Source organism: Sulfurovum sp. (assembly GCA_020525365.1).
Taxonomy (GTDB): domain Bacteria; phylum Campylobacterota; class Campylobacteria; order Campylobacterales; family Sulfurovaceae; genus Sulfurovum.
Window position 1 is genome coordinate 728,078 of record JAIZOF010000001.1, and the last position, 19,814, is coordinate 747,891.

Annotated in this window: 19 protein-coding genes and 7 tRNA genes; 17 read left to right on the forward strand and 9 right to left on the reverse strand. The window is 37.7% G+C overall.

The genetic code is table 11. The annotated features are described in order from the left end of the window. Position 1: 1 nt before the first annotated feature. The gene (gene nth, locus LGB01_03590; protein MCB4753291.1) at positions 2 to 655 is read right to left on the reverse strand and encodes an endonuclease III; all 654 of its coding nucleotides are present in this window, start codon (positions 653 to 655) and stop codon (positions 2 to 4) included. 114 nt (positions 656 to 769) lie between these two features. On the opposite strand from nth, the gene LGB01_03595 reads away from it, so the two are divergent. Genes LGB01_03595 through hisD form a run of 5 tightly spaced genes read left to right on the forward strand, consistent with a single transcriptional unit; the run spans position 770 to position 6,030 of the window. Then, a complete protein-coding gene (locus tag LGB01_03595; GenBank protein ID MCB4753292.1) occupies positions 770 to 1,606 on the forward strand; it encodes a peptidylprolyl isomerase in 837 nt (278 codons plus the stop codon). 35 nt (positions 1,607 to 1,641) lie between these two features. Beyond that, complete coding sequence (locus tag LGB01_03600; protein ID MCB4753293.1) at positions 1,642 to 2,676, forward strand: hypothetical protein; 1,035 nt, start codon at positions 1,642 to 1,644, stop codon at positions 2,674 to 2,676. Positions 2,677 to 2,691: 15 nt separating this feature from the next. Next, the gene (gene fbaA / locus LGB01_03605; GenBank protein ID MCB4753294.1) at positions 2,692 to 3,765 is read left to right on the forward strand and encodes a class II fructose-bisphosphate aldolase; all 1,074 of its coding nucleotides are present in this window, start codon (positions 2,692 to 2,694) and stop codon (positions 3,763 to 3,765) included. A 46-nt stretch (positions 3,766 to 3,811) separates the two neighbouring features. After that, positions 3,812 to 4,702: a 1-aminocyclopropane-1-carboxylate deaminase/D-cysteine desulfhydrase gene (locus LGB01_03610; GenBank protein ID MCB4753295.1), complete on the forward strand. Its 891-nt coding sequence runs from the start codon at positions 3,812 to 3,814 to the stop codon at positions 4,700 to 4,702. A 35-nt stretch (positions 4,703 to 4,737) separates the two neighbouring features. Next, on the forward strand, positions 4,738 to 6,030 hold the full coding sequence (gene hisD / locus LGB01_03615; GenBank protein ID MCB4753296.1) for a histidinol dehydrogenase: 1,293 nt from the start codon (positions 4,738 to 4,740) through the stop codon (positions 6,028 to 6,030). A 109-nt stretch (positions 6,031 to 6,139) separates the two neighbouring features. On the opposite strand, the gene LGB01_03620 is transcribed toward hisD, so the two are convergent. From LGB01_03620 to LGB01_03655, 8 genes are all read right to left on the reverse strand, one after another. Further along, positions 6,140 to 6,216, reverse strand: a tRNA-Asp gene (locus LGB01_03620). A 134-nt stretch (positions 6,217 to 6,350) separates the two neighbouring features. After that, positions 6,351 to 6,426, reverse strand: a tRNA-Val gene (locus tag LGB01_03625). A gap of 2 nt (positions 6,427 to 6,428) precedes the next feature. After that, positions 6,429 to 6,504, reverse strand: a tRNA-Glu gene (locus tag LGB01_03630). A 28-nt stretch (positions 6,505 to 6,532) separates the two neighbouring features. After that, positions 6,533 to 6,608 (reverse strand) — tRNA-Val (locus LGB01_03635). A 20-nt stretch (positions 6,609 to 6,628) separates the two neighbouring features. Next, positions 6,629 to 6,704 (reverse strand) — tRNA-Lys (locus LGB01_03640). A gap of 15 nt (positions 6,705 to 6,719) precedes the next feature. Further along, a tRNA-Asp gene (locus LGB01_03645) sits at positions 6,720 to 6,796 on the reverse strand. 30 nt (positions 6,797 to 6,826) lie between these two features. Next, positions 6,827 to 6,902 (reverse strand) — tRNA-Lys (locus LGB01_03650). Positions 6,903 to 6,987: 85 nt separating this feature from the next. Beyond that, a complete protein-coding gene (locus LGB01_03655; protein MCB4753297.1) occupies positions 6,988 to 7,470 on the reverse strand; it encodes a CinA family protein in 483 nt (160 codons plus the stop codon). A gap of 81 nt (positions 7,471 to 7,551) precedes the next feature. Between LGB01_03655 and ileS the strand changes: the two genes are divergently transcribed. The 12 genes from ileS to rpmA all read left to right on the forward strand — a co-directional run bounded on the left by ileS (position 7,552) and on the right by rpmA (position 19,586). Further along, positions 7,552 to 10,308: an isoleucine--tRNA ligase gene (ileS, locus tag LGB01_03660; protein MCB4753298.1), complete on the forward strand. Its 2,757-nt coding sequence runs from the start codon at positions 7,552 to 7,554 to the stop codon at positions 10,306 to 10,308. 136 nt (positions 10,309 to 10,444) lie between these two features. After that, positions 10,445 to 11,788: an Asp-tRNA(Asn)/Glu-tRNA(Gln) amidotransferase subunit GatA gene (gatA, locus tag LGB01_03665; GenBank protein ID MCB4753299.1), complete on the forward strand. Its 1,344-nt coding sequence runs from the start codon at positions 10,445 to 10,447 to the stop codon at positions 11,786 to 11,788. Positions 11,789 to 11,804: 16 nt separating this feature from the next. Continuing rightward, entirely contained in the window at positions 11,805 to 13,250 is a 1,446-nt protein-coding gene (guaB, locus tag LGB01_03670; GenBank protein ID MCB4753300.1) for an IMP dehydrogenase, read from the forward strand. Positions 13,251 to 13,395: 145 nt separating this feature from the next. Beyond that, positions 13,396 to 14,100 carry a polymer-forming cytoskeletal protein gene (locus tag LGB01_03675; GenBank protein ID MCB4753301.1) on the forward strand — a complete coding sequence of 235 codons (705 nt, stop codon included), beginning with the start codon at positions 13,396 to 13,398 and terminating at the stop codon, positions 14,098 to 14,100. A gap of 16 nt (positions 14,101 to 14,116) precedes the next feature. Then, entirely contained in the window at positions 14,117 to 15,379 is a 1,263-nt protein-coding gene (locus LGB01_03680; GenBank protein ID MCB4753302.1) for an O-acetylhomoserine aminocarboxypropyltransferase/cysteine synthase, read from the forward strand. 55 nt (positions 15,380 to 15,434) lie between these two features. After that, the gene (locus LGB01_03685) at positions 15,435 to 16,556 is read left to right on the forward strand and encodes a homoserine O-acetyltransferase (protein MCB4753303.1); all 1,122 of its coding nucleotides are present in this window, start codon (positions 15,435 to 15,437) and stop codon (positions 16,554 to 16,556) included. Further along, the gene (gene xseB, locus LGB01_03690; GenBank protein ID MCB4753304.1) at positions 16,546 to 16,758 is read left to right on the forward strand and encodes an exodeoxyribonuclease VII small subunit; all 213 of its coding nucleotides are present in this window, start codon (positions 16,546 to 16,548) and stop codon (positions 16,756 to 16,758) included. The genes LGB01_03685 and xseB overlap by 11 nt, the downstream gene beginning before the upstream one ends. Beyond that, positions 16,755 to 17,558 carry a carbon-nitrogen hydrolase family protein gene (locus LGB01_03695; GenBank protein MCB4753305.1) on the forward strand — a complete coding sequence of 268 codons (804 nt, stop codon included), beginning with the start codon at positions 16,755 to 16,757 and terminating at the stop codon, positions 17,556 to 17,558. Before xseB ends, LGB01_03695 begins: the two co-directional genes overlap by 4 nt. Beyond that, positions 17,555 to 18,226 carry a HesA/MoeB/ThiF family protein gene (locus tag LGB01_03700; GenBank protein ID MCB4753306.1) on the forward strand — a complete coding sequence of 224 codons (672 nt, stop codon included), beginning with the start codon at positions 17,555 to 17,557 and terminating at the stop codon, positions 18,224 to 18,226. Before LGB01_03695 ends, LGB01_03700 begins: the two co-directional genes overlap by 4 nt. Positions 18,227 to 18,519: 293 nt before the next feature. Continuing rightward, the gene (locus tag LGB01_03705; GenBank protein MCB4753307.1) at positions 18,520 to 18,912 is read left to right on the forward strand and encodes a RidA family protein; all 393 of its coding nucleotides are present in this window, start codon (positions 18,520 to 18,522) and stop codon (positions 18,910 to 18,912) included. An 84-nt stretch (positions 18,913 to 18,996) separates the two neighbouring features. Further along, the gene (rplU, locus tag LGB01_03710) at positions 18,997 to 19,302 is read left to right on the forward strand and encodes a 50S ribosomal protein L21 (protein ID MCB4753308.1); all 306 of its coding nucleotides are present in this window, start codon (positions 18,997 to 18,999) and stop codon (positions 19,300 to 19,302) included. Between the two features lie 29 nt (positions 19,303 to 19,331). Further along, on the forward strand, positions 19,332 to 19,586 hold the full coding sequence (gene rpmA, locus LGB01_03715) for a 50S ribosomal protein L27 (GenBank protein MCB4753309.1): 255 nt from the start codon (positions 19,332 to 19,334) through the stop codon (positions 19,584 to 19,586). Positions 19,587 to 19,814: the final 228 nt, after the last annotated feature.

The window sequence follows — 19,814 nt, forward strand, 5'->3', positions numbered from 1 at the left end:
TTTATACCTTAAAACGCTCTGTTGTTTTGCAATAAGGTTGCATAAAACAGCCATTGCATTCAGGTTTAAGCGCTTTGCATCGGTAGCGCCCAAATAATACCATTGCTTGATGGAGTCGATGTAGATCAGTTTTGAATTTTTTGACCAATTGTTCTTCGCATTTGATGGCAGTGAGAGCATCGCAAAGACCTAGACGATGTGCCACACGGTAGACGTGAGTATCAACTGCCATTAAGTTGGCACCGGTGTACTCTATCATTACAACATTGGCAGTTTTTTGTCCTACTCCTGCAAGCTTAACCAACTCTTTTTGTTTTAATGGTATATTTCCTTCATAATTTTCTACAACATTCTGTGCCATCTTGATAAGATTTTTGGCTTTATTGTTAAAGAAAGAGCAGGTATTAATATGAGATTTGACTTCATTGAGGTCGGCATTAGCGAGCAAGGCTGGATTGGGGTAATGCTTGAAAAAAGTAGGGGTGATGATATTGACACGTTTATCAGTACATTGTGCTGATAGCATGACAGAAACGAGTAGCTCATAAAGGTTTTTATATTTTAGTTCAGTCACTGAATTGGGATAGTGTTCTAGAAAAAGCTTCTTAATTTTTTCTATCTCTTGTTTTGTTGCTTTTTTTACCTTTTTGGTCATGCTGACTCAACTCCTTTAAAAAATCTTAGCATAACGCGTATTAATTAATAAATTGTTTAACTAGATACAGATATAATACTACCGTTTAATTTTAGATTTGAAAAAGGATATATTATGACCAAATTTGTAAAAGTATCATTATTTACTATTGCTGTGACAGTAACTTCAATTGTTGCTTCAGACATTCTTGTAACTGTTAATGGAAAAAATATTACCAAACAAGATGCTGAACTTTTTGTCCAAGCAAAATCTCCAAAGATGCACTACGAACAGCTATCAAAAGATCAGAAGGAACAGGTTAAAAAGATACTTATAAAAGGAACACTCCTTGCAGAGTTAGCACAAAAAGAGGGTATCAAAAAGACACCCGAGTTTAAACATAGTATGGAGAAGGTAGCCGATCAGGTTGCTGTTGATATATGGATACAGAAACTGATAGAAAATACAACTATTAGTGATAAAAAAGCCAAAGCATTCTATGACAAGAATCAGGCAGCTTTCATGAAACTTGGAAAGATACATGCAAGACACATTCTTGTAAAAAGTGAACAAGAGGCAAAAGATATTATTAATCAGCTTCAAGGACTGAGCAAAGACAAACTTAAAGCAAAGTTTATTGAACTTGCAAAATCAAAATCACAGGGTCCTTCTGGTGCAAATGGTGGTGACCTTGGAAGCTTTGGAAAAAAAGATATGGTACCAGAGTTCTCCAAAGCAGCATGGAACCTTGTGGTAGGTACGATTACCACAGAACCTGTTAAGACAAAGTTTGGCTACCATGTGATCTATCTTGAAAAGAGAGATAAGGTACAAACGAAGCCTTTTGAGACAGTAAAAGAGAAGATTATTGCTAATTTGAAACAGAGAGATTTTGAGAACAAGATTACAGATATTACCAAAGAGCTAATGAGGAAAGCAAAGATAGTTGATATGAGTAGAAAAAGCAAATAGTACAAAGAAATAAGGTTAGCTAATAGGTAAAAAGTATGAAAAAAATAGTAGCAATACTTAGTGCAGGATGTATTATAGTCACTATTCCTGTATTGGGGGATCATCTCAAAGATAGTTTGAGCGGAATGCTGAAAAAAAAGGATGAGATACCAGCTATGGTTAATCTCGATATACTTAGTGCCACACAACCAGTAAAAGCCAAGAGCCGTTCTCCTAAGACGGTGATCGCTACGGTAAATCATATAGACATTATCAAAAAAGATGTAGATACTTATTTGCAGCAACGAACAAAAGGAGAGGTAACAGATTTTGATTTGCTTTCTAAAGAACAGCGCTTAGTGTTGATTAAGGAGATCTCCTTGTCTCTACTTTTAGAAGAAGGTGCACAGAAAGCACTTTCAGATCAAGAGAAAGATGCTGTTCTCTCTAGTGTATGGATCATGCAAAAGACACAAGATGCAAATATTACTGATGCACAAATAAAGGTTGTATACGAAGAGCTCAAGGTACAGGCAAAGGCTCAAGGTGCCATACAACAAGTTTCTCCATTTGAAGCTGTTAAGGAGCGTATTAAAATACAGATTGTTACACAAAAAATTGCTTCTGACCTCATGGAGGGTGCGAAAGTGCGTATTGTACAAGATGCAGGCAATATTGCAGGTTATGTTGGCATGATAACTATTAGTATTGATGAGGCAAATAAAGTACTTCAAACAATGACTCAAGGAAAGATGAACTGGAAAACAATTTCTACTACAGAGAAGATACAGCTACTTCAGGCAATTGCACCAAGTAAATTTATTGCACTAGCAGCAAAGAACAGTTTAAGTGAGAAAGAGCAAAAAAGTGTTTTAGCAAACTACTGGATGCAAAAACGTCTTTCCCAGATAAGCGTGAGTGACATGGAGGTAAAAAAGCGTTATGAAGAGATCAAGAAGATACAAAAGGGAACCAAACTAGAAAAAGAGCTTTTAAATTATACAACACTTGAAAAAAGTCTTAAAATACAGATTGCCAATGAAAAATTTATAGAGGGCTTGCTAAAACAGGCAAAGATAAAACTAAAGTAATACAAGGATATTTGAATGCCTACAAAAGTGTTAGACACAATCAACGCAGGGGTCGTAACAGGAGATGACCTTCAGACACTATTTCAAATAGCAAAAGAGTATCAATTTGCTATACCTGCGGTTAATGTAGTCAGCACATCATCAATCAATGCAGTGATGGAGGCAGCAAAAAAGATTAATTCTCCTGTTATTGTACAATTTAGTAATGGTGGTGCATCTTATTATGCAGGAAAAGGTATTGATAGTCAAATTGGTGCAGTACTTGGTGCTATTAGTGGTGCACAGCATGTGCATATGCTTGCAGAAGCATATGGTGTACCAGTCGTACTTCACACTGATCATGCGGCACGCAAGCTATTGCCGTGGATTGATGCATTACTCGATGCAAGCGAGAAGTATTTTAAAATACACAGAAAACCACTTTTTTCTTCCCATATGATTGATTTGAGTGAAGAGCCACTTAAAGAAAATATTGAAACGTGTAAATATTACCTTGAGCGTATGAGTAAAATAGGTATGACTCTTGAGATAGAGCTAGGCATTACTGGTGGTGAAGAGGATGGTGTTGACAACTCCGATGTAGACAATGCACTACTCTATACACAACCCGAAGAGGTGGCTTATGCTTATGAAGAGCTTTTAAAGGTTTCTAATAGATTCACTATTGCTGCATCGTTTGGCAATGTGCACGGAGTTTATAAGCCAGGCAACGTTACTCTTCGTCCTGAAATTCTTCATAATTCTCAAACGTATATTGAAGAGAAGTATAACACTGGTTCAAAACCTATAAATTTTGTTTTTCATGGTGGTTCAGGTTCAGATGAGCAAGATATTTATGATGCTATTAACTATGGAGTAGTTAAGATGAATATTGATACTGATACACAGTGGGCATTCTGGGATGGTGTACGACAATATGAAGCAAAGTATCACAATTATCTTCAGGCACAAATAGGCAATCCTGAAGGTGAAGACAAGCCAAATAAGAGTTACTACGATCCACGAAAATGGCTTAAGGCTGGTGAGGTATCGATGGTTAACCGTCTAGATAAAGCATTTAGAGATCTTAATTGTGTAGGACGTAATTAAGAAATGAAGGTTTATATCATTTAATGTTGCTATATAGGCGATAAATATGCAATTTCCTTCCCCTATACAAGCCACTCAGTTTGAAAATTGTACTTTTTATTTAAAACGTGATGATCTAATTGATATTGATTTTTCTGGAAACAAAGCTCGGAAATTTTACTATTTTTTAACCCATGACTTTCCCTCTATTAAAAAAGTTATCTCCCGCGGTTCGGTACAATCTAATGCAATGTATTCACTCTCAGTATTGGCAAAAAGAAAAAGATGGGAGTTTGAATATTATGTTGATCATTTACCTGACTACCTAAAGCAAAATCCTCACGGGAACTACAAGGCAGCAATTGAGAATGGTATGAAGATATATGTAGGGGTATCTCCAAGCAATTATTCTCAAGATATATTATTTATAGAAGAGGGAGGACGACAGAAGGAAGCAGAGTATGGTATTAGATTTTTAGCAAAAGAGATTATTGATTGGCAGATAGAAAAAGAGATACCTGAACTAACTGTATTTCTTCCTTCAGGTACAGGAACAACTGCACTTTTTTTACAAAAACACCTTTTAGATAGTATACAATCAAAAGAGACTTCCTCGGTAGTATATACATCTCCTTGCGTTGGAGATACTGCATACTTGAAGGAGCAGTTTTCTATACTTGAAGCAAATCAAGCATTGCACCCTACTATCATCTCATTACCAAAAAAATACCATTTTGGTAAACTTTATAGAGAAAATTATGAAATTTGGCTAAAATTACAGCAACAAACGGGTGTAGTGTATGATTTGCTTTATGATCCTTTGGGGTGGCGTAGTTTATTGGCACATCCTGTATTGTATGAAAAAAAGCCACTACTTTATATTCATCAAGGTGGAATACTTGGAAATGAAAGTATGATTAGGCGCTATGAGCGCAAGTACCCAGAATTGAGCTTATAAAGTGGGTTTTTTTGGATTTATCAAAGGAAAAAGTGATGAAAATATTTTACAGTAGTGATACTACTTTTGAGGCAAACTTTAATGAACTTCTTAAACGCGGGAAGATGGATATTGATGGAGTAACGAGTATTGTTTCGAGTCTTCTTAAAGAGATACATGAAGAAGGGAATAGTGCACTAAGAGTACAGATTGCACGATTTGATCGGTGGAAACCCAAAGAGGATGATGCACTGATGGTTTCAATAGAAGAGATGAAAAAAGCATATGAAAATATCAATCCAAAACTGCGTGATGCATTACAACTTGCTTATAACCGTATTAAGTCTTACCATCAAAAGTTGATGCCAAAAACATGGATGGACAAAGAGACCAATGGAACAGTGCTTGGGCAAAAAGTTACAGCAGTAGATAGAGCAGGACTTTATATTCCTGGTGGCAAGGCAGCCTACCCAAGTTCACTGCTGATGAATGTTATTCCTGCACAAGTTGCAGGGGTAGAAGAGATTATTGTCTGCACCCCTGCACCAGATAATGAGCTTAATGAACTACTGCTGGCAGCTTGCCATCTTTGCAAAGTGACAAAAGTTTTTAAGGTGGGTGGTGCTTCTGCCATTGGTGCAATGGCATACGGCACGGAGACTATCCCCAAAGTTGACGTTATCACTGGACCTGGCAATATCTTTGTGGCTACGGCTAAAAAATTGGTGTATGGTGAAGTAAATATAGATATGATAGCAGGTCCATCAGAGATAGGTATATTAGCAGATGAGACTGCCAAAGAGGATTATTTGGCTATAGATTTATTAAGTCAAGCAGAACATGATGAGATGGCATCCTCTATACTCATTACTACCAATGAAGAGTTGGCAAACAAGGTGAGCGATAAAGTAGAAGAGTATCTAAATATACTGAGTCGCCAACAGATAGCTAGAAAGTCTATAGAAGAGCGTGGAGCAATCATTGTAACATCTAGCATGAAAGAGGCAATTGAGCTTATGAATAAGATAGCACCAGAGCACCTGGAGATTGTGACAAAAGATCCTATGGGTTTATTAAGTGATATCAAACACGCAGGTGCTATCTTCTTGGGTGAAAATACACCTGAACCTATAGGTGACTACATTGCAGGACCTAATCATACACTTCCTACAGGTGGAACAGCAAAGTTCTATTCACCATTGAGTGTTGAGCATTTCCTTAAGAAATCTTCTATTATTATGATGAGTAAACGAGGTATGAATGAGATTGGTGAACAGTGTGCAATGATTGCTCATGTAGAAGGATTGACAGCACATGAAGAGAGTGTACGTATGAGACTGGAGAATTAGTAAATTTCTACAAGATTATTGTTCCCGTTTCAACCTGAGTCTAGCATATCTGCTAATTTCACTATATACATATGATAGTTAAGAGGATAAATTAAACTTTAAAGAAGTGTGGCGCGGCGGACGAGACTCGAACTCGCGACCCCCTGCGTGACAGGCAGGTATTCTAACCAACTGAACTACCGCCGCACAAAACCAACTTAATGGTTGAAAAGATTTTAACTAAATTTTGTATAAACAAAACTAATTCTATGAACATATTCTACCAAAAGAAACCCAGTGTTCATCTAGAAAGATGAGTTTTGCTCATTTTTTCTATCTAATGGTGGTCGCTACAAGACTCGAACTTGTGACATCTACCTTGTAAGGGTAGCGCTCTACCAACTGAGCTAAGCGACCAATGGCGACCCTTAAAGGATTTGAACCTCTGTGACTACGATGAAAACGCAGCATCCTTGGCCACTAGATGAAAGGGTCATATAGATCCAAACAGTCATAAAATACATGGTGGTCGCTACAAGACTCGAACTTGTGACATCTACCTTGTAAGGGTAGCGCTCTACCAACTGAGCTAAGCGACCAATGGTGTAATATACTATGGTGGTGACCCGTCTAGGATTCGAACCTAGGGCCCACTCCTTAAAAGGGAGTTGCTCTACCGACTGAGCTAACGGGTCAATATCAAATAAAAGTGGCGCGGCGGACGAGACTCGAACTCGCGACCCCCTGCGTGACAGGCAGGTATTCTAACCAACTGAACTACCGCCGCACCATAACCTAATTAAAGGCTTAATATAGGTGGTGACCCGTCTAGGATTCGAACCTAGGGCCCACTCCTTAAAAGGGAGTTGCTCTACCGACTGAGCTAACGGGTCATATATTTATATAGACTTTCAAAATAAGTGGACGGAATTATAGCCAAGAGTGCCTTGATTGTCAAGAGAAAAAAATGTAAAAATTTTAAATATTTAAAAGCTCTGCTAGTTTTGTGATAGCAAAGATAACAGACTGTTTTTGTATGTTTTCTCTGTTCCCCCGAAAGGAACAATGATATATTTTTTTTGTGTCAGGAGCCAGAAGACCAATATAAACAGTTCCTATAGGTTTGAGTTTTGTGCCACCCGTAGGTCCAGCAATACCTGAAACGGCAATACCATAATCAGCCCCTGTCATGTTAATGATTCCATCAAGCATTTGAGAGATACACTCTTTGCTAACAGCCCCATATGTCTCCAATACTTTTTTTTCTACACCGAGCCAGCGATGCTTAATCTCATTGGAGTAGGTAATACATGAGCCACTGAGTATACTGGAGACACCAGGGATAGCTGTGAATTCTGCTACAATACGTCCTCCTGTGCAGCTCTCAGCAAAGGTAACTGTTTCGCCTCTGTGGGCTAGCGCTGTAACAATTTTTTCAGTTTTTTTTCGTATAGTTTTCATGATACGAATTGTAGCAAAAGTAGCCTCTAATGGACATTGAGGTATAATCCCCCGATAATATAACTTAAGGTATTATCGATAATGGATTACAAAGAGACCCTTCTTCTTCCCCAGACAAATTTCCCAATGCGTGGAAACCTTCCAGCAAATGAACCCAAAAAATACAAAGCATGGTCTGATGCTAATATCTATGAACAGATGAAGAATAAGCGTAAAAACGCTGATATGTTTACTCTGCATGATGGTCCTCCGTATGCCAATGGTGATATTCATATTGGTCATGCACTTAACAAGATTCTTAAAGATATTATTTTAAAGTATCATTACTTTCAAGGCAAAGCAGTACGCATGACGCCAGGTTGGGATTGTCATGGTCTTCCTATTGAGCAAAAGGTTGAAGAGAAAGTTGGTAAATCCAAAAAAGAGTCAATGCCTACCGAGAAATTCAGGGAACTTTGTCGCGCACATGCGACAAAGTTTATTGATATTCAAAGAGAAGGGTTTGAGTCACTTGGGGTTATTGCTGACTGGAAAAATCCTTATGTAACCATGGATTTTAAATTTGAGGCAAATATTTATCGTACACTTTGTGAAGTAGCAAAGCGTGGACTATTGGTTGAACGACATAAGCCTATTTTTTGGTCATGGGCAGCACAAACGGCGTTGGCAGATGCTGAGGTAGAATATGAGGATAAAGAGGATTACTCTATTTATGTACACTTTGAGTTAAGTGATGCAGCAAAAGAGAAGCTTGATATTCACAATAAAGCAGGTTTGGTTATCTGGACAACTACACCATGGACATTGCCGGCAAATACTGGTATTTCGCTCAATCCTGAAGAGATGTATGTACTTACCAATGATGGGCATATCGTTGCTGAAGCACGTTATGATGTTATGATAGAAGAGGGTGTAGTAAGTGGGAATGCATCACGTAAGATTGCAGCAACTGAACTTGAAGGACTGCTTACTATCAACCCACTTAATGGCAGACCCTCTAAAGTGGTTTTGGGTGACCATGTTCTTATGGATGGTGGTACGGGATGTGTCCATACTGCACCAGGGCATGGTGAAGATGATTATAAAGTAGGACTCAAATATGGGCTTGAAGTAGTAATGCCTGTTGATGAGAAGGGACTGTATGATGAGTCTATTGTTGGACTCAATCTTCTACCCGGTGCCGAAGAGTTTGTTGGAATGCATATCTTTAAGGCTAACGAGAAGATACTAGAACTACTTGGTGAGAGTTTATTAAAGGTTAGTAAGTTTATTCACTCCTATCCGCACTGCTGGAGAACAAAAAAACCACTTATTTATAGGGCAACAAATCAGTGGTTTATCTCTATTGATGATAAGCCGATAGGTTCTGATAAAGCACTAAGAGAAGCTGCACTGAATGCTATTGAAGATGTGAAGTTTTATCCAGAAAGCTCTCAAAATAGGCTTAAACCTATGATAGAAGGTCGTCCAGATTGGTGTATCTCGCGTCAACGTTCGTGGGGTGTGCCTATAGCATTTTTTAGAATTAAAAGTACCAAAGAAGTTATCTTTGATGAGGAGATACTTAACCATATAGCATCACTCTTTGATGAGTATGGGGCAGATGCATGGTACTCCATGAGTATTGCTAAAATGTTACCTAAAGACAGCAAGTATGACCCCAATGAATTAGAGAAAGTTTCTGATATTTTGGATGTATGGTTTGACTCTGGTTCTACATGGAAATCTGTACTTAGTTCAGGAAACTATGATGCAGGCGAATATCCTGCATCACTCTACCTTGAAGGGAGTGACCAGCATAGAGGTTGGTTTCAGTCTTCACTGTTGCTCTCTTCGGCCATTCATCAAGTATCACCATATAAAACGCTGATTACACATGGGTTTACCGTAGACGCAAAAGGTGAAAAGATGTCTAAATCTAGAGGTAATGTGGTTTCTCCAGATAAGGTCATTAAGCAATATGGTTCTGAAATATTGAGACTGTGGGTAGCGCTATCTGACTATCAATCTGACTTGAAGATTTCAGATGAAATCCTCAAGCAAACTGCCGAGCAGTACAGAAAGATACGTAATACTTTTAGATTTTTACTTGCAAATGTGAATGATTTAGAGTCTTTTGTAGATAATGATGCCTATGGTGAATTAGATAGGTGGATACTTACTGTAGCAGATAAGGTATTTGCTTCAACCAAAGCAAGTTTTGATGCATATGATTTCTTACGAGGGTTTGCAACACTGAATCACTTTATTACCAATGAACTAAGTGGTATCTATATGGATATTACTAAAGACAGGCTCTACTGTGAAGAGAAAAATGATCCCACAAGACGTGCAACACAGTCTGCTATGGCACATATAGCTAAGGCAATGCTAGGTCTAATAGCACCAGTACTGACCTATACAGCAGACGAGATACTTGAATATGCACCGGAATTTTTTAAGCAAGGTATGGAGAATGTATTTGATCTTGAGTATATAAAAATACCAGAAGTAGAGAAGAGTTTTAATGACACTATACTCCTAGAAGTACGTGAAAAATTCTCTGAAGCAATAGATAGTCTCAAAAAAGAGAAAATTATTAAGGCTACACTAGAACTAGAAATAGCAGGAAATATAAATCTTCTACCTATTGATAACGGTAAAGACTTAGAAGATTGGTTTGCTGTATCTGCAATGAAAACAAATTCTGAGGGTGAGAGAGTTGCTTTATTTGAAGTAAGGGGTAAAGTATTTTCTGTACACAAAGCCATAGCAGCCAAATGTCCTAGATGTTGGAGGTTTGTTGCTCCATCAGAAGGGTGTATCTGTGAACGTTGTGCAAAAGTAGTAGGTGCATAATGTTTGATATGACACAACCTATAAGAATGGAAGTGATTGTAGGCTCAATCATTTTTATAGTTGGGCTTGTGGGTATTGGGCTTGGTATTGTGGCATACTATAAAAAGAAATTAGATATTAAATAAGGAATAGATAAGTGATTACCTTAAAAGAAGCATTAGTAAAATCTAACGAAGAGATGGCAATACTTCGTGTAGAGCTTGAAGCCAAAGCAAAGAAATCCAAACTCAACGCTTATGTAGGTTTTGAGAGTTCTGGTGAGGGCGTGCCTATCCTTATTAAAGACAATATCCAGGTGAAAGATTGGTCGGTGACTTCAGGTTCTAAAATATTGCAAGGATATATTGCTCCGTATGAAGCAACAGTTATTGCAAACCTAAAGTCTAAAGGTATGATGGCATTTGGGCGTGCTAATATGGATGAGTTTGCAATGGGGTCAACCACAGAGAGCTCTTTTTATGGTCCGACTAAAAATCCACACAATCAAGAGCATGTTCCAGGTGGTAGTTCAGGTGGTTCAGCAGCAGCAGTTGCTGGAGGCATTGCTATTGCAGCATTAGGATCTGATACGGGAGGCTCTATACGTCAGCCAGCAGCTTACTGTGGCTGTGTAGGCATGAAGCCTACTTATGGACGTGTAAGCCGTTTTGGTTTGGCTTCTTATGCTTCAAGTCTTGATCAAATTGGCCCTATTGCCCAAAATGTTGAAGATGCGGCTATCCTTTATGATGCTATCAAAGGACATGACGATAAAGATTCTACTTCTGCTAATTTTGAGATAGAAGATATTGCAAACAACCTCAATCCTGATGTTAAGCTAACCATTGCAGTCATTGATTCTTACATCGAAGCAGCAGATACACAAATACAAAAGGTATTTAATGAAACCATTGCCAAATTAGAGGCAGTGGGTCACACTATTGTACATAAAGAGGTGAGTAATACCAAATATGATATTGCTACTTATTACATTATTGCTACGGCAGAAGCAGCAACTAATCTTGCGCGATATGATGGGGTTCGCTATGGAAGTAGGGCTGAATCTAAGACAACAGAGGAACTCTTTTTTCATACACGTAGCGAAGGGTTTGGTGAAGAGGTTAAACGACGTATTCTACTTGGAAATTTTGTACTTTCTTCAGGGTATTATGATGCTTATTATCTTAAGGCACAGAGGGTAAGACACCTTATAAGAGATGAGTTTAATACCATTTTTGAAGGGGCTGATCTTATTTTAGCACCTGTCGCACCAAGTGTCGCACCCAAGATAGGACAGATGCACGACCCTTTAGAGATGTATAAGTTAGATATGTATACACTAGGTGTTAACCTTGCGGGACTTCCAGGAATCAGTCTACCTGTTGCCAAGAATGAAAAAGGAATGCCTATTGGTCTTCAGCTTATTGCTAAAGCATTTGATGAAAAAACACTTTTTAATGGTGCTGCAAGTATGGAAAAAGTAGTAAATTATATAAAATAATAATGAAGGAATCACTATGAACATTAAAAAAAGAGCATTGACGTTTGAAGATGTACTTTTGGTGCCACAGCATTCTACTGTTCTTCCCAAGGAGGTAAATATTAAGACTTATTTGACGCGTCATGTTTCATTGAATATTCCTATTGTTTCAGCTGCAATGGATACTGTTACAGAGTTCAAAGCAGCTATTGCCATGGCAAGACTTGGTGGGATTGGGGTAATTCATAAGAATATGGATATTACTACACAGGCACTTCAAGTGAAGAAAGTCAAAAAAAGTGAGAGTGGAATTATTATTGATCCAATCTTTATTGGTCCTAATGCAACGGTTTCTGAAGCCGATGCATTGATGGGAGAATATCGCATCTCCGGTGTACCCGTAGTTGATGAGAGACAGAAGCTCATAGGGATTATTACCAATCGTGATATGCGTTTTATTACTGATATGTCACTTCAGGTCAAGGAGGTCATGACGCCTGCACCACTTGTGACAGCAAAGAAGGGAACAACCCTCGAAGAGGCAGCAAAGGTACTTCAGAAACATAAAATAGAGAAACTACCAATCGTTGACAAAGAAGAAAGACTTATAGGGCTGATTACTATCAAAGATATTGAAAAAAAAGAAAAACATCCCAATGCAAATAAAGATGAGCATGGTCGTCTTAGAGTAGCAGCTGCTATTGGTGTAGGACAAATTGACCGTGCCAAAGCATTGGTAGAAGCAGGGGTTGATGTGATTGTGCTTGATTCTGCACATGGGCATTCACAAGGTATTATTGATACGGTCAAACTGGTTAAGAAAGAATTTGATGTTGATGTAATTGCTGGAAATATTGCTACAGGAGAGGCTGCAAAGGATCTTATTGATGCTGGTGCAGATGGTGTTAAGGTAGGAATTGGACCAGGATCTATTTGTACGACACGCATTGTTGCTGGTGTAGGTGTACCACAAATCTCTGCTATTGATGAGGTAGCGCAAGTGGCTAATAAGGTAGGTGTACCAGTTATTGCAGATGGAGGAATTAAATATTCTGGTGATGTGGCAAAAGCACTTGCAGTAGGCGCTAGTACTGTCATGCTTGGTTCTGCTTTAGCAGGAACATATGAAGCACCAGGTGAGATGATTATCTATAATGGGCGTCAGTTTAAAGAGTATCGCGGTATGGGAAGTATTGGTGCAATGACCAAGGGGAGTACTGATCGTTATTTTCAGGAAGGAACTGCAACAGATAAACTTGTTCCTGAAGGGATTGAAGGGCGTGTACCCTATCGTGGAAAGATTACAGATGTGATTCGTCAGATGATTGGTGGATTGCGCGCATCTATGGGATACTGTGGCTCTAAAAATATTAAGGTATTTTGGGAAAAAGCAGAGTTTGTAGAGATTACTGCAGCGGGACTCAAAGAGTCCCATGTGCATGATGTAACCATCACTAAAGAGTCTCCAAATTATCATGGATAAGATATCTACAAAATAAACAGTAATTTTTTATTGTTTATAATTTTAAGAACCAATAGTTATTACCTTTATTGTATATATTTTTATTTAAATAAGATACAATATACAGATTAATTATCTCCCATTAGGGCAAAAAAAGGAATAAGATATGGCATTTTTTGGTAAAAGTAAAAGTGAATTTGATACAGAAGTGATGATGTCTAAAGTACCAATGGCACCCAAAAATAGTGCAACAACTATTATGGAGTGTATGGAGATACAAGGTAATGTTAAAGGATGTGGAGTAGTTCACGTAGATGGAAAAATTCATGGAGACCTTACTATAGATGGTGATATTATTATTGGTAAAGAGGGTGTTATTCATGGAAATGTCTCGGCAAAGAAAATTATTATTAGTGGAAAGATTAGCGGTAGCACTAAATGCGAGGCTCTTGAAGTAACACAAACTGGAGAGTTAGCAGATACTATTGTAGCTTCAAAAATTGTCTCTGATGGAAAACTTGAAGCTATAATAACTGACTGTGAATCGATTCACATCACAACAAATGGTCAAATTGTTACAAAAAAGATGGTAGGTAAAAATATTGTTATTAATGGAAAAGTAGAAGGAAATATTATTGCAACAGAATTACTTGAGATTAGTAAAAGTGGTATCGTTAAAGGAGAGATACAGGTCAAGAAGATCAAAGTCTCTGAAGGTGGGTTAATGTTGGGCACGATGCTTACCTATGAACCATCTAGTCCTGTGAGAAAAGTAGAAAAGAAAGCAGGTAACCAAAATAAAGAGACAACTTTGTCTAAGAATGAACAGGCAACTTCACTTAAAGAGATTGTCAAGACTAAAGAGAAATAAAAATAAGAGAGATATGATGCATGAGCAGACCATAGCCGTACACGCAGGTTATGACAAGGATACACAGGGTACTATGGCAGTACCAATCTATCAGAGTACAGCATATGAGTTTAGAGATACTGAACATGCGGCAGATCTTTTTGCTCTTAAAGAGTTAGGCAATATTTATACCCGTTTAATGAATCCGACTACGGATATTTTTGAGAAGCGTTTTGCTACTCTAGAAGGTGGCGTGGCAGCAATTGGTACAGCATCAGGAATGGCAGCAATTTTTTATGTTATTGCTAATGTTGCTGAAGCAGGCGATAACATTATTGTTGCCAAACAGGTTTATGGTGGAACAACCACATTGACAGGACATACCATTAAACGTTTTGGTATTGAGACCCGCTATTTTGACGTCACTGATCCTTTGCAAATAGAGGAACTCATTGATGAAAAGACAAAGTTGATTATCTTTGAAAGTATTACAAACCCAAGTATTGATGTAGCAGATATTAGTGAGATTGTTGCTGTCGCCAATAAGTATAATATTTTAACTTGTGTGGATAATACAGTTGCCACATCAGTACTGTGCAAGCCTATTGCCTATGGAGTTGATCTTGTCGTTCACAGTACAAGTAAGTATACAACAGGGCAGGGGCTAGCACTTGGTGGGATTATTGTTGAGCGTGAAAATCTTGTAGAGAAAATTAAAGATAATGACCGTTACTATCACTTTAATGAGCCTGATGCAAGTTATCATGGATTAATCTACTCTGATCTACCGTTACCACTTTTTACATTACGTGTACGTTTAGCATTATTGCGTGATCTTGGTAGTGCACCAAGTCCATTCAATTCATGGTTGCATATTCAAGGGCTTGAGCACCTCTCACTTCGTATGGAACAGCATTCTAGTTCAGCACTGATGATTGCTCAATTTCTTGAAGCACACCCAAAAGTGAAAAAAGTTAATTATCCTGGACTTAAAAGTTCTTCACAGTACCATTTGATTGAAAAATATTTTAAAAATGGGATGGCAAGTGGTTTACTCTCTTTTGAAGTAGAAAATAAAGAGGAGGCACAAAAAGTTGCTGATGCAACAGAGATTTTTTCTGTGGTTGTCAATATTGGTGATAGTAAATCGATTATTACTCATCCAGCAAGCACAACCCATCAACAACTTTCAGCGCAGGAGCTTATTGATGCTGGTGTACCAGGAGGACTTATCCGTCTTAGTATAGGACTTGAGAATACACAAGATCTTATAGATGATCTCAGAAAAGCATTGGATTAAAGCGCAAATACGATAAAATAATAAGTTAACTCCAATTCCATGCACGAAGCAGTCTATGAATATCAAAACCAAAATAGCCCATTTCAGCTCTCCACTTTACCTCGAGAGCGGTCGTATTTTAGAACCATATGAGATTGCCTATGAGACCTATGGTGAACTAAATGAAGAGAAATCCAATGTAATACTTGTTTGTCATGCGCTCAGTGGCTCGCACCATGCAGCAGGGTTTTATGATGGTGACCGGAAGCCAGGATGGTGGGATGGACTCATTGGTGAAAAAAGGGCAATCGATACAACAAAATACTTTGTTATCTGTACCAATGTTATTGGCTCCTGCTTTGGCTCTACTGGTCCCATGAGTGAAAGTTATCCATCACTTGAACCGTATCGCCTCAAGTTTCCGGTTGTAACTATTAAAGATATGATATGTGCGCAGATGCATCTGCTCTCCCAACTTGGTATCTATCATGTTAGAGCAATCATAGGGGGTTCGATGGGCGGAATGCAGGCATTACAATTTGCGGTGGACTACCCCAATTTTGCTGATGAGATTATTTCTCTTGCTGCAACTTATGCAACACGCCCATGGACAATTGCTTTTAATAAAGTTACTATTGAGGCGATTCGTCGTGATCCACGCTTTAAACATGGTAATTATGGCACAAATGACTTCAAAGAAGAGGGGCTTGATGGGCTTGCTATTGGTCGTATTGCTGGTCATATTTCTTACCTCTCTCCTGATTCAATGGATGAAAAGTTTGGACGTAACTACGTTAGTAATGATGGACTTTTTGAGCTTTTTGGGCGCTATGAGGTAGAGCGTTACATGGAGTACAATACCAATAATTTTGCACGTATCTTCGACCCACTTAGTTATCTCTATATTGTCAAAGCAATTAATACTTTTAATCTCAGTCGTGGTTATGATTCATTGCATGATGCAATTAGTCGTATTAAGGCAAGGGTGCATCTAATTAGTTTCTCTTCGGACTACCTTTTCTTTCCTTCAGAGATGGAACACATTGCCCATATGATGGCACGCAATAGACAGCCCCACACCTATGTGAAAGTAGAGAGTAGCTATGGTCATGATGCTTTTTTAGTGGAGATAGAGAAGTTTGATCAACATATTAGAAATATTTTATGTATCAAAAAGGGTAGGCACAATGAAAACTGAAACATTTGAAGAGAAGCTTGAATACTCTAAGAGGGTACTTGAAAAGTTAATGGATCCAGAGATTACGCTTGAGGAGTCTATCAAGCTTTATGAAGAGGGACTTCAAGGTATCAAGGAGGCACAGAAGATGATCGAGGAGGCAAAAATAAAGGTCTCTGTGATCGATCAAAAAAATCAGAATCTTGAAGTAGATGTGCAATGAAGAAGCTTGTAGTTGCTGCCTTACAGCTCCCAACATTGGGAATGAATGCAACCCGTTTGGAGTTCTATCTTAAGAAAGCAACTGAGCGTGGTACACAAGTAATGTTGCTTGGAGAATATGTTCTCAATCATTTTTTTAAAGAACTGGCAATAATGTCAAAAAGTATGATTAAGGCACAGACTAAGAGGCATCTTCAATTACTCAAAGAGCTTTCTATAGATTATGATATAGTCCTTATTTCCCCCATTATTCTTGTAAAGAGTGATGGTTACTATAAAACAATTGTCAAGATTACTCCTAAGAATACTAGTTACTATGAACAGCAAATACTCATTCCCTATGAACATTGGAATGAGAAGATTTTTTTCTCCAATAAGGTCAAACCATTTAAAGATCCAATGGTTTTTAGGTTACAAGGTTTTAAAATTATGGTGATGGCAGGGTTTGAGATGCATTTTGATTTATTTTGGCAGAAGGTGATGGAGAAGAAGGTTGATTTGGTATTGCTACCGACTGCTTCAACATTTGATTCACATAATCGTTGGCGTGAAATTATTAAGACTAAAGCATTTTTACATGGTTGCTTCATCTTACGTGCTAATCGACTAGGCGAATATGTGGACAAAGGGACGAAGTGGCATTTCTATGGTGACACAATGCTTGTTTCACCAAAAGGTGAAGTAGAGATGATGCTTGAGGACAAAGAGTCTATGTTGATAGAAGAGATAGATAAAAAAGAGATCACTGAGCACCGGAAGATATGGAAATTTGAAAAAATACTTAGGGAGCACAAGGAATGACACCAGAAGTATATTTTGATCGCCAAATACAGCTATGGGGAGAGGCGACACAGAAATCTTTAGAGAAAAAGAAGATTGCTATTATTGGTTCAGGTGGACTAGGATCGACACTAGCACTAGCACTAGGTACCTCAGGTATTGGTGAAATTCATCTTATTGATTTTGATACAGTCTCTATCCATAATATTCATCGACAGATTGCATTTGCATTAGACGATGAAGGAAAAAATAAAGCTAAGTGTATTGTTAATCTACTAGAGAAAAAAAACCCTTTTATTAAGGCTGTTGCTTTCAATATATCTTTTGAAGATTTTAAAGAGATGGGCAACTGCTATGACCTTATTCTTGATGCAACAGACAACCTATCTGTACGTGGAGAGATAGATAAGTATGCTAAGCAGATAAAGATACCATGGATTTATGCTTCTGTAGAGGAGTTCAACGGGCAGGTCTGCTTTTTTGATAAGGCAGATTTTAAGATCTTCAATATTTCTGATCGTAAGCCAGGAGGTGTTACTGCACCAATTGTGATGCATATAGGGTCACTTCAGGCAAATTTGGCACTACGTTATTTGGCTGGACTTCCTGTTGTGAAAGACAAGCTCTACTACCTTTGTTTTAATGAAGAGGGAGAGTTGGTGACACAGAAATTTGGGATGCCTAAGTAGTAAAAATGAGATCAGACTAACAGATTGAAAGATTTAACCAGAAGCCAATTGTGTTTTTATAATATATGGGAAAACTATAGGTTTTGTAAATTGTGTATTGGGCTCTTCCCAAAAAAATAAAAAAATCTGTTGAGTATTTGATTGTAATAATTTTTACACCCAATTGTAATTACGATATGAATATCTCTGTACCCGTTTCCCTTAATGCTAATGTGTTAGAATATAGATATCGATAGCTATACTCTTTTCTTTCGAAATATAGAAACAAATACTAAAAAAAAGGATAATTTATGATAAGACAGATTACAACTAATGAGGCGCCACAGGCTATAGGACCATACTCTCAGGCGATTGTAGCCAATGGATTGGTTCATACGTCTGGGCAGATTGCACTCATGCCAGATGGCAAGATGGAGGAGAGAGGAATCGAGTATCAGGTCAAGCAAGTTCTAAAAAATCTTTACTATGTTCTTAAGGCAGCAGGTTCTAGTTTTGATCATGTCATTAAAACAACTATCTATTTAGCAAACATGGATGACTTTGCAAAGGTGAATGAGATATATGAGCACTATTTTGCTGATCATAAACCCGCACGCAGTACTGTAGCAGTTAAAACACTCCCAAAAAATGCTTTGGTTGAGATTGAGTGTATTGCATTTGCAGATCAGCATGTTGATTTTGGTTAATTTGTGTAGTTTCAAAAAATATTAAACATTGATTGGGTATAATCACAAACTTTTTTAAAATATATAGACAGTAAAGGGTTTGCAATGTACGCAATCATTAAAGCAAGTGGTCAGCAATTTAAAGTTCAAGAGGGTGATATCATCTGTTTTGATAATATGGGTCTTGAGCCAAAAGCAACAGTAGAATTTACAGAAGTTCTTGCGCTTAATAATGGTGAATTGACAGTAGGTACTCCTCTCATAGAGAACGCAGTGGTTAAAGGTGAGGTGATTAATGAAGGAAGAGATAAGAAAATAATCATCTATAAGAAAAGAAGAAGAAAAGATTCAAAACTTAAAAGAGGTTTCAGAAGAGACTATACTAGAGTTAGAATTACTAAAATCGCATAGTTTTAAGTATACAATAGAAGGAGAAAAATATGGCACACAAGAAAGGTCAAGGGTCTACTCAGAATAACCGTGATTCCGCTGGACGTCGTCTTGGCGTAAAAAAATATGGTGGTGAAAGAGTAATCCCTGGAAATATCATCATTAGACAAAGAGGAACAAAAGTTAAGCCTGGTAATGGTGTAGGTATAGGTAAAGACCATACAATTTTTGCACTTGTTGAAGGTATAGTCAAGTTTGAAAACCATAGCAGAAGCCAAAAAAGAGTTTCAGTTATTTCAGCATAAGTATACCTCTTAAGCAATCCAGTTTTTGGATTGTACCCTCTCTCATTTTTCAAAATATTACATTCTTATTTTATTTTTTCTATCATACGTCATGACTTGTCTTGGAAAGCGATTATATTAGGTGTCTCATCGTTTGGTGCATTATATCAAAACGGATGATTTTAGATATAATTTTATAATTTATTTTTCCATCTCTAATAAAAGAGTGGTTTTGTACTATGAAAAGGT